The organism is Desulfovibrio biadhensis, from assembly GCF_055388615.1.
The window spans coordinates 3,489,485-3,503,488 of record NZ_AP042477.1 but is presented as its reverse complement, the minus strand read 5'-3'; the positions used below and the strand labels follow the sequence as shown (position 1 = coordinate 3,503,488).

At 48.4% G+C, this 14,004-nt stretch carries 9 protein-coding genes; all 9 read left to right on the top strand.

From position 1 onward, the window contains the following. Positions 1-47: 47 nt before the first annotated feature. The 9 genes from ACZ5EH_RS15160 to ACZ5EH_RS15120 all read left to right on the top strand — a co-directional run bounded on the left by ACZ5EH_RS15160 (position 48) and on the right by ACZ5EH_RS15120 (position 13,974). Positions 48-1,232, top strand: coding sequence for an XrtA/PEP-CTERM system-associated ATPase (locus ACZ5EH_RS15160; RefSeq protein ID WP_464274718.1), 1,185 nt, complete (start codon positions 48-50; stop codon positions 1,230-1,232). A 218-nt stretch (positions 1,233-1,450) separates the two neighbouring features. Then, positions 1,451-3,193, top strand: a complete 1,743-nt coding sequence (locus ACZ5EH_RS15155; protein WP_464274717.1) for a bifunctional sulfate adenylyltransferase/adenylylsulfate kinase — start codon at positions 1,451-1,453, stop codon at positions 3,191-3,193. A 5-nt stretch (positions 3,194-3,198) separates the two neighbouring features. Beyond that, on the top strand, positions 3,199-4,650 hold the full coding sequence (locus ACZ5EH_RS15150) for a mannose-1-phosphate guanylyltransferase/mannose-6-phosphate isomerase (RefSeq protein ID WP_464274716.1): 1,452 nt from the start codon (positions 3,199-3,201) through the stop codon (positions 4,648-4,650). 80 nt (positions 4,651-4,730) lie between these two features. Further along, a complete protein-coding gene (gmd, locus tag ACZ5EH_RS15145) occupies positions 4,731-5,816 on the top strand; it encodes a GDP-mannose 4,6-dehydratase (RefSeq protein ID WP_464274715.1) in 1,086 nt (361 codons plus the stop codon). 4 nt (positions 5,817-5,820) lie between these two features. Further along, positions 5,821-6,849: a GDP-L-fucose synthase family protein gene (locus tag ACZ5EH_RS15140; protein WP_464274714.1), complete on the top strand. Its 1,029-nt coding sequence runs from the start codon at positions 5,821-5,823 to the stop codon at positions 6,847-6,849. Between the two features lie 82 nt (positions 6,850-6,931). Continuing rightward, entirely contained in the window at positions 6,932-9,958 is a 3,027-nt protein-coding gene (locus tag ACZ5EH_RS15135) for a hypothetical protein (protein WP_464274713.1), read from the top strand. A gap of 71 nt (positions 9,959-10,029) precedes the next feature. Further along, complete coding sequence (locus ACZ5EH_RS15130) at positions 10,030-11,325, top strand: glycosyltransferase family 4 protein (protein ID WP_464274712.1); 1,296 nt, start codon at positions 10,030-10,032, stop codon at positions 11,323-11,325. Positions 11,326-11,342: 17 nt separating this feature from the next. After that, a complete protein-coding gene (locus ACZ5EH_RS15125) occupies positions 11,343-12,533 on the top strand; it encodes an O-antigen ligase family protein (RefSeq protein ID WP_464274711.1) in 1,191 nt (396 codons plus the stop codon). Positions 12,534-12,588: 55 nt separating this feature from the next. Beyond that, positions 12,589-13,974, top strand: a complete 1,386-nt coding sequence (locus ACZ5EH_RS15120) for a lipopolysaccharide biosynthesis protein (RefSeq protein WP_464274710.1) — start codon at positions 12,589-12,591, stop codon at positions 13,972-13,974. Positions 13,975-14,004 lie beyond the last annotated feature (30 nt).

Below are 14,004 nucleotides of genomic sequence, written 5' to 3'. Positions count from 1 at the left end.
CCTTGGGTCAACCTGCACAAGTCTCATATTAATCAACAGGATTATCCATGTACGAGGAATTTTTCGGGTTAAAAGAGAAACCATTCTCGATAGTGCCCAACCCCGCAATACTGTACCCTGGGGAAAAGCATACCCTTGCGCTGACGTATCTTGAATACGGCCTGACCGAAGGCTCCGGCTTTATTCTTCTTACGGGCGAGGTAGGCACGGGAAAAACAACCCTCATTCGCCATTTATTGAACGACATTCAAAAAGAAATGAATGTTGCTGCGCTGTTTAACGCCACGTTCAGCGAAGACGACCTGGTGCGCTTCGTCATGCAGGAATTTGAAATCGAACCGCTCTATGACGAAAAAGCAAAGAACATGGAGGCGTTGAACGACTACCTCATAGAAGCCTACAGCAGAAACCAACGCTGTCTGCTCATAGTGGACGAAGCCCAAAATCTGTCGCATCGCACTTTGGAAGAAGTCCGAATGCTTTCCAATCTCCAGGCCGAAGACCATACGTTATTGCAGATTTGTCTTGTCGGACAACCTGAATTGCGAGAGCGCTTGCAACAGCCGGAACTTTCGCAACTGGCGCAACGCGTGACAATCAGCTATCACCTTGGGCCGCTCAGTCAGGAGGAGGTGCACAATTACATCGAGCACAGACTCAGGGCGGCAGGGGCGAAACGCCTGAACCTCTTCGACAACGCAGCTATCGATGCCATCTATGAGTATTCAAAAGGGATACCGCGACTGATAAACGTGCTCTGTGACTCCTGCCTTGTCTATGCGTATGCCGACGAATTGCCTCAGGTCACTGCCCCCATGGTCAAACAGGTGCTGGAAGACCGTTTCCAGGAAGGCTTGCTACCCGCTGCGACATTGGGTTCCCCGGCGCGACTGCGCTACACGGAAGGGGGAGGCGATTATGATGCGCTTACTTCCCGGCTTGCAGCCCTGGAATCAAGCTACGATAAAATGTGGGCAACGGTGCAATGGCAGGGGCAGGAGTTGGAAAAACGCATCGATAAAGAGCGAGACGTGGTCGTGCGCACGTTGAAAAAGCTTCTGGATGACGAAAGAAAGAAGAATGAGCGCTTGCTGGTCCAGCTTGGTAAAATGCATGAGGAACTTGCCAGCAGAAAATCAAACCCGGTGGCTCGAGAAGAGTTCTCCCTAAAACAGGAAGCACCGGAACCACAAAAGAAACCAGGACTTTTTGGTAAATTTCGGGGACGCTAGCTGACCGGCTTCAAGCATGTGCGCGCATCGAGCCTCTCTACGCCACAGGAACGTGTTTGCTTATTCATTTCTTTTTTTGATTTTTTTTGCGCGCCCTGTAATGTACGCTGCAGGAAGGGGCGGACGCCTGCCTGATCAGTGGTGATTTGCTTACGCTTCCAAAAAAAGCGCTTTCCTGTACAACCTATTTTGAAAATACTTTTTAGCAAAGAAAAGTAATGAGCTTAATGGAAACCACGCATTTGCCGAATTCTGAAAACCTTCTTGTTCACTTCCGACGTATCGAACAACTGAAAAAGATGGCCGTGGACATGCCATCCCGGCTACTCGACACTGAAGAACTCTGCGACCTCGAACTTTTACTGAACCGTGGTTTCTTTCCGCTTCAGGGGTACATGCAAGCTGCTGATTACGAATCAGTTCTTGAAAGCATGCATTTGCAAAGCGGTGACTTCTGGCCCTACCCCATTACGCTGTCTCTTGATGCCACCACAGCTGAACTTGCCGAAAAGGCCAGGATGCTGACCTTGAGAGATCCGGAAGGGTTTCTGCTCGCCATCTTGCATGTTCAGGACATCTGGCAACCGGATTTGGAGCGTGAAGCCCAGGCGATATACGGCACTACAGACGGCGCTCTGCACCCACAGGTCAAAAATCTTTTGCAACAAAAAGGGTGTTATTATGTTGGGGGGCGTATTGAAGGTCTTCATTTCCCCCAGCATTACGACTTCACATCCCTGCGGCGCCCTCCTTCTGATCTGCACCGTATCTTTTCGGAACGCGGTTGGGGGCGGATCATGGCTTACCAATCGGAAGAGCCCCCTCACCGCATGCAGCGAGAAATGCTTTTGAACACTGCAGTGGAAAAAGGGGCAAAGCTTCTTCTCACCCCTTTGATCGGACCTACCGCCCTCTCGGATGTAGAGCATTTTACGCTGGTGCGTTGCTATCGTCACTTCATGCAGCACCTGCCCCGTAATGCTGCGCTTTTGAACCTCACCCCCATGCGTTGGCGCGGTGCAGGGCCCAAAGGGGCGCTGCTGCAAGCAGCAATTATTCGCAACTACGGGTGCACGCATTTTCTGGTGCATGCGCACCACGACGATCCACTTAAAAACGAACTGAATACACCGCGTTTCTACCCACCAGAAATCGCCTTCGACGCACTGCTCAAGCATGAAAAGGACCTGGACATAGTTCCCATCCTGGAGCGCCCCCGTGTGTATGTGCCTGAATTCAGCATGTTCATTCTTCCTGAAGAGGTGAAGGAAGATGTTGCAACGCAGGTTATTTCCCACAAACAGCTTTGTAACATGCTTGCCAAAGGCGAAGACATTCCCGACTGGGTAACCTTTCCAGAGGTTGTTGGGGAGCTGAGGCACTCCATGCCGCCGCGCTCGCAACAGGGCTTTACAATTTTCCTCACAGGTCTTTCAGGGGCCGGCAAGTCCACCCTTGCAAAAGTGCTTTATGTCAAACTACTCGAGCTACAAGGACGCCCTGTCACCCTATTGGATGGCGATATTGTCCGGCGCAACCTTTCAAGTGAACTCGATTTTTCAAAAAAGCACAGAAATCTCAATGTTACCCGTATCGGTTTTGTAGCGAGTGAGATAACCAAGAACAAGGGTATTGCCATTTGCGCTCCCATAGCACCATATGAAGAATCAAGAAGCGAAGTGCGGCGCATGATTTCAAAGCATGGTGGATTTGTGGAGGTATTCATGTCCACCCCCCTTGAGGTTTGCGAGCAACGTGACCGCAAAGGCCTGTATGCCAAGGCACGCGCAGGTGTGATCAAAGGTGTGACGGGCATAGACGACCCTTATGAACAGCCGTTGCAACCAGATGTGGTGGTTGACACTACAACGTTTACCCCTAGCGAAGGCGCAAGGGTTATCCTCGAACATCTGCAGGAAAAAGGGTATCTTTCCCTTTCTCTGCCAGAAGACAAGGATTAGGTACCATGAGCAAAGTCATTATTCCTGTATTGCTTTCCGGAGGTTCCGGCACCAGGCTGTGGCCCCTTTCTCGAAAGCTGTATCCCAAGCAGTATCTTCCCTTGCTTGATTCTGAAAATTCCATTCTACAGGAAACCATTGAGCGCATAACAAACATTGAGAATGTCAGCGCCCCAATTATCATTTGCAATGAAGAGCATAGATTTCTTGTTGCAGAGCAATGCCGCCTTCTCGATGTTACGCCACAACGCATTATCCTGGAGCCTATGGGGCGCAACACTGCTCCTGCAGCGGCCATTGCTGCGGAACAGGCCCTGAGCGCAGGGGACGACGCTCTGCTTCTGATTCTGCCTGCAGACCACTACATTGGCGATCTTCAGGCCTTTGCCAAAGCCATCGCCGCGGGTGCCCCCCATGCGGAGGCTGGCGGCCTGGTAACCTTTGGCATTGTCCCAAAATCTCCTGAAACGGGGTACGGATATATCAAACGAGGTGAAAGCATTTCCGCTGCCACCTCTGCAGAAGAAAGCTGCTGCCACAAGATTGCACAATTTGTAGAGAAACCGGACCTTGAAACTGCCGAGCGCTATCTCCAGGAAGGTGATTATCTCTGGAATAGCGGCATGTTCCTTTTTTCCGCCAAAACGTATCTCGACGAACTGACCCGTTTTGAACCGGACATGGCGGATGCCGTTTCCAAAGCCTTTGCCGGCAGCGAAACCGACCTTGACTTTCTGCGTCTGGACAGTGACGCGTTTGAGGTTTCCCCAAGCAATTCCATTGACTACGCCGTGATGGAAAAGACCGACAACGGTGTTGTGGTGGACCTGGATTCACAATGGAGCGACATCGGTTCCTGGTCTGCATTATGGGATATCAAACCCAAGGATGATGCTGGCAATGTGACCATTGGCGACGTGGTTCTCAAAAACGTGAAGAACTCGTACCTGCATTCCACTGGCAGATTGCTGGCGGTTGTTGGTGTTGAGGATCACGTGGTGGTGGAAACTTCCGATGCGGTGTTGGTGGCGCCCAAGGACCAGGTGCAAGACGTAAAGATGCTTGTAAACGCCCTCAACAGTTCAAAGCGCGAAGAAGCGGACATCCACAAACGCGTTTATCGTCCCTGGGGCAATTACGAAGGCATTGACCTCGGGGGGCGTTTCCAGGTCAAACGCATCACGGTTAAGCCGGGAGCCAAGCTTTCTTTGCAAAGACACTTCCATCGCGCTGAACATTGGGTTGTGGTCAAAGGAACCGCATTGGTCACAAAGGGCGAAGAGACGTTCCCCCTGAGCGAAGATCAATCGACCTACATTCCCCTTGGTTACACGCATCGCCTTGAGAATCCGGGAAAAATCCCCCTGGAACTCATCGAGGTTCAAACCGGCAGCTATCTTGGTGAGGACGATATAGTCCGGGACGAGGATGACTTTGGCCGGATAAGGAAAAAATAGAACCTGACAGCCGTACTTTGTATTTACGCACTGGATAGAGCAACAATGAACACTTGCACCTGTAACAGAGTAGCGAACCAATGAAAAAAGCACTTATCTGCGGATGTACTGGACAGGACGGGGCTTATCTTGCTGAATTGCTTCTGGCAAAAAAATATGAGGTGCATGGGCTCAAACGGCGCTCATCATCATTCAACACAGCGCGCGTTGACCACCTTTACCAGGATCCTCACGAATCCGACCTCAAGTTCATCCTGCATTATGCAGATCTAACCGACTCATCCAACCTGATTCGCATCATTCAACAGGTGCAGCCCGACGAGATATACAACCTTGCCGCCCAAAGTCACGTTGCGGTGTCTTTTGAATCGCCCGAATACACGGCCAACTCGGACGCCATAGGCACTCTCAGACTTTTGGAAGCCATCCGCATCCTGGGCCTAACTGATAAAACAAAATTCTATCAGGCATCCACCAGCGAAATGTTCGGCAAAGTGCAAGAGATTCCGCAAAAAGAAACCACTCCGTTCTACCCCAGAAGCCCTTACGCCGCGGCCAAGGTGTACGCATACTGGATTACGGTCAACTACCGTGAAGCGTACAATATGTTTGCCGTAAACGGCATTCTCTTCAACCATGAGTCCCCAATCCGTGGTGAGACGTTTGTCACACGCAAGGTAACCCGTGCTGTCGCCAGGATAAAACTCGGCCTGCAGGACGCGATTTACCTCGGCAATCTCGATTCAAAACGAGACTGGGGGCACGCGCAGGATTACGTGAAAGCCATGTGGCTGATGCTGCAGCAAGAGAGACCTGAAGACTTTGTCGTCGCCACTGGTGTCAACCACTCCGTTCGTGAAATGGTGACCTTCGCATTTGCCGAAGTTGGAATAGACCTTGTTTGGGAAGGCTCCGGGATAGACGAAGTGGGCAAGGAGAAAAACACCGGCGTGGAACTGGTGCACGTCGATCCCCGCTATTTTCGCCCCACAGAGGTGGAAACCCTGCTTGGTGATCCCTCCAAGGCCAAAGAGAAGCTGGGATGGGAACCCGAAATCAGCTTTGAAGAAATGATCCGCTCAATGGTACGAGAAGATTTGAAAGAAGCCGAGCGGGACCAGTTGGTACGTACACGTGGCTATCGCACCTTCAACCAGTTCGAGTAATTCAATGACCGAAGCAAGCAATACACCTGTTTACGTAGCAGGACACAGAGGCCTTGTGGGTTCCGCCATTGTGCGCAACCTGCAAGCCAAGGGGTATGAGAACATCATTACACGCACCCATTCGCAGCTGGATCTCACCGATCCGCATGAAGTGGCCGCGTTTTTTCAAGCTGAAAACCCCGAATACGTTTTCCTTGCTGCGGCAAAAGTTGGCGGCATTCATGCCAATGACATATACAGGGGTGAATTCATTTATAAAAACCTGATGATCCAAACGAATGTTTTGCATCAGGCCTATCTTGCCGGGGTCAAGCGTCTGGTATTCCTGGGTAGTTCTTGCATTTACCCCCGTGAATGCCCGCAGCCCATCCGTGAGGAATACCTTATGACGGGCCCGCTAGAACAGACCAACTCGCCCTACGCTGTCGCCAAGATAGCCGGCATTGAAATGTGCGACGCTTACAACAGGCAGTACGGGACGTCTTTTGTCCCTGTCATGCCAACGAATTTGTATGGTCCGGACGACAATTTCAATCTTGAGATGTCCCATGTTATGCCGGCGATGATGCGCAAGTTCCATTTGGGCAAACTGGCATTGCAAGAAGATTGGGATGGTATTGAGCAAGACGAAGCACGATACGGCGCCATCCCCGCGGACATCAAAAAAGCCATTGGATATGACCGGCGTGACGCCTCCGACTGCAAAGTGATGCTCTGGGGGACCGGTGCTGCCCGGCGCGAATTCCTGCACGTGGACGATATGGCGGACGCGTGCGTGCATGTCATGTTCGGCACTGCCAGCACAGAACTCATGAACATCGGCACCGGCCAGGACCTGACCATCAAGGAACTGGCTGCACTTGTTGCACGGGCAGTGGGGTATGAAGGAGAAGTTGTCTGGGATTCGAACAAGCCTGATGGTACGCCCCAAAAACTGTTGTACGTGGAAAAAGTCAAGGCAACAGGATGGTCACACAAAATACCATTGCATGAGGGCATCTTGCGTACGTATACAAAAGAATACTTGGCATAGTTACCATCATTTCTTTTAGAACAGCGCCAAACCTGGCTTTTGCTGCGATGGTGGAGGACATTTTACGAGCGGGTTAGCAACTATGAAAGCACTCAAGATATCAGTCCTCCTCTTACTCATTCTTTTGCAAGGGGCGCACACGGCAATCGCTGCAAAGTCTATTGTCATCCCTGCTGCAGATTATTTCTATTCAGACTTTACCTCCCCAAATTCTGAAAAATACGTCCGCAGCACTGGCTGCCTGGGCTGCATTCCAGAAGGAGCGAAATGGGAGTCTGTAAATGGTTTGGTGAAATACCACTTCACTGTACCACAAGCCGGGTGGTACAATATCGGCTTCAATCCTGAAAAAGGGACCGCCCAGGATTGGTACAAGCTACAAATAGACAACACCCCCCCCTTTTACATCTTCAACAATACCTGCACATACTTTATCGATGCTGGAAAGCATGTTTTAACCCTAGAAGCAAACTTCTGGATAGGCTTCAAAGGCATCCAGGATATTGTCCTGAAACCGAGCAACGGTTCTCTCATGCAATCCATCCGCATAGAGAAAGATTACTCTGATGTCGTGCAATCAGGAAAGAGCGTCAGCTTCGATATTGCTTACGCACCTCAAGTTTCAGGAAAAAAAGTTTATATTGATGCTAAAAACAAAGACAATGGAAATACATACCGAAGCAGTGTCACACTTCCGGTCAGCAAAAAAAACAGCAGTAGTACAGTTGGATCTGTTCGCTTGGAGACACCGGGCGAATACCAGATATTCCTCCATGACGGTAGAATAAAAAGTCCTGAAACAGCTTCATTCAGTGTTTTTGCCATTTCCACTGGGGAACCCAAACCCACCCTGACCAAAGGAAAATTGCTCCAGGAAATCGACTGCCCTGCCTCCCCTCCTCCATATTATGGCGGCGGCAAGCCACAGGTCATTACCAATGAATCAGGGGCGTATGTAGAATCCGAAACAAAAGGATTCCGTACCCGTGGAAATCAAAATGAGAAAGATGTCAGCTGGTTCGCCTACAAGCTCGCCATCCCTCAACCAGATGCGCCCTACCTTATTGAAGTGGATTACCCCGACAACACACTCAGAGAATTCGGAATCGGGATAGTTCCCAATAATGGACTTTTCTCTCCCATGATTGGCGTGGAGACAGGGGGCGAATTTGTGCCAAGCATGAAGACGCAAACCGCTTCACTCGTTTGCTGGCCCACAAAATCAGACCTGAGAGTGGTCATCCTGAACGCCCATGATGGAATGCGGGCGGCTGTGACAAAAATCAAGATTTACTCCATGGCAGCCAATGGCCCCACCCCGCATTTCACTAAGAATATGCGCCAATATGCCCATTGGTACGAAGAAAATCTTACCTTTATCAATTTGGTAGGCATGGACAAGAACCAAAAGGTAGCCGGTTACGAAGAAGCATGCGCACGGTGGGCGCAACTCATGGCCTCCTATGGAGAAAACACCATGATCATGCCTGTGAACGCATACGGTTCGCGCATGTATCCCAGCACCTATGAAGTGGATGCGACCCCCGCCCAAACCGACATTGCAAAAATTTTGATGCTTGAGGCCGAACGCTGGAACATGCAGTTCATTGCGGAATTTCACCCCATGGCCAGCATGCTGCTGCACTGGTCCCCCATTCCGGCGGATAAAAACCTCTACGTATCTAAAGATGGCCAGGCCCACGTTAAAAGAAGCCCATTCATTGCTCGCTACAATATGCTTTATCCTGAGAACCAAAAGTGGCTTATCGGCTTGATTGGCGACTTTACAGACCGGTACAAAGATTTCTCCTCCCTGGAAGGAGTCAGCCTGCGGTTTATGGAGTGGCAAAACTCAGGGCTCTACAATTTTCATAATCTGGATTGGGGGTACGATGATTACACCATGGCGGCCTTCACAAAGGAGACAGAAGTCGCCCTGCCAGAATATGAAGGAAATGAACGGTTTGCAAAACGTTATGCGTGGATTAACAGCAATGCTTTTGCTGAATGGAAAGACTGGCGGGCGCGCAAAGTTGCTGATCTGATCAAGCGAATCAGAGACAGAGTAGTACAATCGCGCCCAGACTTGAAAGTCTACATCCACGAGACCGCCCTGGAAACAAAACCAGAAGGGGGGCGCAGGCTACCACGCTACGGCAGAGGCCTGTCCATGAAATACCTCGACGACCTCGAAAACGTGGTTGTTATCAACGGTCGATACAGACATGGCCGCAAAATGTCCGATTTTCACGTGTGGGCGCGTGAATACTTGTGGCAGATCATACGTGATGAAATGTTGCAGCCAGAAAAAATGACAACGTTTCTAGGAAGCGGCAAAGGACATTTCCTTTTCAGCCACGAATACCTGGAAGCAGATACCAAGGTTGTCCCCATGAAGGACCTGGGGTATCCGTCAGACGCCAAAAAAAGCATGTGGAGCATCGCAGCAGAACCTGCAGGACGAAGCGTGCTGGAGCGATACGCCCTCGCCATGGCGGAAACTGACGCCGTATTCCTTGGGGACGGGGGCAACAATTTCTCTTTCGGCCCGGACATTGTTACCCAGGAATTCCTCCCAGAATATTACGCTCTGCCCCGGGTGGATTTCACCTTGTTGGAGGGTGCTGCCGATCCTGTGAGTGTTCGAGAATACGCTGGCAAGGACGCCTATTATTTCTACATCGTGAATCGGGATAATTACCCTTGCGAAACGCAAGTGTACTTCACAACAGCAGGAGAAGTAAAAGCCCTCAGGTCAGGTAAATCAGTTCTCCAAGGAGGGGCGGATATGCAACTCACATTGAAGCCCTTTGAGCTCCGAGCATTCAAGACGACTAACCCGCAAATGCACATCATGAATGCATTTGCATCCCCTCCAAAAGAAATACAGGAGCAGCGTCGGAAAATGCTTCAGGAACTGCGAGACCTTGCCTTAGGCATTTCTGACAACCCTGAAGAAAGGAAAACTGTTGCGGCAGCCGTTGACAAAGCAACCGCAGCTGCCGATGCTGGACAATGGTGGAAATGCAGGGTCATTATGGACAATGCAGAATTGGTAAGAATATATGAAAAATACAAAAAATACCCCACCGTATTGCGGACAGAATAGCATCAATACCGGTTACACATTGAACATATAATATCAAAAACACAATACTACTGCTTACCCCAGGATCATCAATGACACCCAAAGTCGTCATTTCAAATGGATTTCAACGATACCATCTTTCTGCTGGCGCAGTAGAGCTGAACAATCTTGGTGCGCTTTCCGGTTTGATTACTGGCGCCTACCCTACAGCCATATCCAGGACTGTAATTAATGGCCTACCTTTTCTCAGAAATCACAGGCGTTTTAAGCGACTTCTGGACAGAGAGGAAAACCTTCCCAGAAATCTTATCCACCATCAAAATTTTTTGGAATACGCGTATCTTTGGATTTCCACACTCAGAAAATTTTCCATGATAAAACCCCAAGTTGAGCAACTGCGGACATTTACGTTTCGGCAGTACGGACGTTGCGCCGTCAAGTACATAAACAAGTTGCACGGGCAAGGCGCAAACATTTACCACTTTCGCTCAGGCTTTGGTGGAGCTGCAGCAGACCGCGCCCGTGAATTGGACATGGTCCGGTTATGCGATCACACGATAGCCCACCCCCATGTTCTGCAGTATATGATAGAGAACAGGGGAAAGATGCCTGCCCCTGGCTATAAACACCCGGAGAGTGAGCTTTTTTGGGATCCTGTCCTTGAAGATATTGACCGAGGGCAATGTTACCTGGTCAACTCGGATTTCGTGAAAGATACATTTATCAACCAGGGTATTGCCGCGGAAAAAATAAATGTAATATACCAAGGTGTTGATGAAAAATTCTTTCAAGCCATCCCCCCCAAAAATCGGTCCGAAAAAAAGAAGGACGGACCACTTTCGCTGCTGTATGCAGGGACGTTTGAACTCAGAAAAGGCGCCCCGGAACTGGTGGAGGCGCTTTCAAACATTAAGGATTTGGATTGGGAGTTGAAAATCGCTGGCGTTATCAACCCAACGCTCAAGACACAATACCAGAATTTTCTTGATGATCCTCGGGTCACATACCTCGGAGTCCTGGATCGCAAAGGTCTTGCTACGGCCATGTCGGAATCGGAAATCTTCGTATTCCCATCGCGAGCGGAAGGGTCTGCTCGGGTTGTGTTTGAGGCAATGGCATGCGGTTGTTTTATTGTGACAACCCCCAATAGCGGCTCCATTGTTACCAATGGAGAACAAGGAATAGTTGTAGAGCCTGGAGATGCGGATTCGATTCAAAAGGCGCTGCACACGGCTTTTACCATGAGAGATGAACTTGAAGACAGGGGCCATAAAAATGCCCTCTTGATCGCAAATAAATACCGCCAAAGCGATTTTGGCAAAAATTTGTTGGACATGTACAATACAATCATTTTGCAACATCAAAATACACCAAGCCAATCCCAATAACGCAACGTAAAATTTCCATGAACGTATCCACAAAAAAAGCATCCGAGATTTTGGGTGCAAAATCACTCATATCGAGACCAAGCTTCATCTGTATTTACACGTTTGTCGCCTGTCTGTTCTTCAACAAGACGAAAGAGTTTGTCGGAACCATTTATATTGGAGAAATAATAATGCTTTTATCAATTCCAATACTATTGGTTACCGGTCTTGGTCAGGCTTTGAAGCAAAGAGTCTTTGTAAAATTTATCATTCTTGCGTTCATAATGCTCATGGGCTACATGCTGTCGGATCTTGTAGCCGCGAACACATTGCACAACATGTTGCGGGGGTGGGCAAGAGTATTCTTTGTCATTTCAGATATTTTATTCTTTTCCATTGTAATGATAAAAGACAGAAGAAGCATTTGGTGGGCGCTATTAGGTTTCATGCTCAGCAAACTACTTATGGAACAACAATTTGATGTGGAGTTGTCGGACCTGAAGTTCAGACTCGGCTGGGCCCTTTTATATGGCGCATTGGCTCTTTATGCATTCATACCCAAAATATTGGGGTCCCTCCTTTTATCAAGTGCAGGCGCAGGGTTCCTTATTGAAGGGGCACGTTCCCTCGGCGCAGCACCCTTCCTCTCTGGTTTTCTCCTCTTGTTCATGAAAAACAGATTCCAAACAAATAAACAGATAATAAAAGTACTCATAGTTGGATCACTAGCTCTTGCAGTCCTATTTGGAATGCACAGCTATGCCAAAACCTTTTACCAGGACACCCGTAAAGACTCGACGGAAGGCAGACTGCATGGGCTAATGATAGGCTTGGAATCCGTAATAAGGTCCCCATTGATTGGTGCTGGCTCCTGGCAGCACCTGGGCAGACGGACCTATACATTCAGTACAGAGGCGCGCCAATTTGGGGGGCACAGTTGCATACTTCAATCTTGGGTTGAAGGTGGAATACTCGCTGCACTTTTTTTCTTGTTCTACTTTTTTGCTGTATTCAAGTGTGGGCTCTACATCCTGCAAAACCGGCCAAGAGACTATATTAGCGCAGCTGGTCTAACATTGATGATAATGGAAGCCTGGGCCACAGTGAATTCACCTTTTGGTGGAGACAGACGCGTACCTATTGGCTTTACAGTTGGCCTGTTGACGTACTTTGAGTATGAAAAAACAAAATTACAGCTATACCTATCACAAGAAAAATCTGATAGCTAATGCAGCACGCAACGCTGCTGCATAAGAAGCGATTCCTTCAAAGGAAATACATATAATGTCAATAAGGGCCCGTTTAACAAATGGTCTTAAATCACAATTTTTCGGTCAAGTCGCCAGAGTTCTGGTTCAACTTGTCAATGTACCACTTCTTCTCGCATTCTGGGGCAAAGATGTATTTGGCGAGTGGCTGATTTTAACAGCATTTAGTCAGTATTTGAGCATTTCCAGTGCAGGCTTTGCAGACGCAACAGCCCGCGAAATGGTCATGGCAGAATCGCGGAAAGATCGAGACGCTACCATCTCATACTTCCAAAGCACCTGGGGTCTTCTTACAGTCATATCACTAGTTGTGTTTGCCATTGTCTACGTTCTCGTAAACGTACTGCCAATCAAGGAAGTTACAAACATAAGTGTATTATCTCGCCCCCAAGTCATATCCATACTGCTTTCGCAAAGTATTATTGTTCTGCTGACAATTCAAACCAACTTGCTGCATTGCGGCTTTATATGCCAGGGACGCTATGGCGAAGCCTACTTTTACCTTGCGCTCATGTTTCTTCTCACTAACATTGCGCTCTTTATCGCGGCTTCCCTTGGATTGCAACCAGATACAGCGTCCATCATAATGCTGGTTGTCAAAATAGCACTATTCTTCGGAATACGTTATATTTTGTGGAGAAACACGAAGTGGCTGCGTTACGGCTTTAGTCACATAAATTTTTCTACAATAAAAGTTTTAATCAAGCCTTCTTTTGCATCCATGACAACTATCCTGTCCAATGCTCTCAACATACAGGCAATGCGCATTGTAATAGGCATGATTGCCGGCCCAGCCGCAGTTGTAGTCTTTACTGCCCTCAGAACACTCACCCGTTTTGGCAAAATGTTCATCAACTCTTTCGAACAAATCATCACTCCTGAACTGGGGATAGCCTTTGGAAGTGGTGATGAAGCGCTCATGAGAAAGCTATATGAAAGACTGTCTCAAGTAATGATCTGGTTTTCAATCTGTGTATCAATATTTCTCATGTTCTCTGGGAATTTTATTCTTGATATTTGGACGGGGGGAGAAATAGCCATGGATTTCCCCCTGTTTTTCCTTTTGATTTTCAGCATAGTTATCAATACATTCTGGTTCCCCAGCTATGTTGCATTGGCGGCATTGAACAAGCATTTTGATATCGCCAACAGGTTCTTGCTCTCAAACATTATTATGATTGTATTGGCAGCTTTATTCATAAAACTTTTTGGTGTAATTGGAGCAGCCATAGCCCTCGTCTTTAGCGAAATGATCATGTGCTATTTTGCAATACCTCGAGCTGTAACCCTTGTTCAGCTTTCACCAACAGCCTACTTTTTTAATGCCATAAAACCGCCATTCTTTTTGGTTTATGAATTCCGTTCCATTATCTCTAAAAGATTCAAGAAAAATGATAGTTAGATACTAATTGTACAACACTTAATGGAAAGA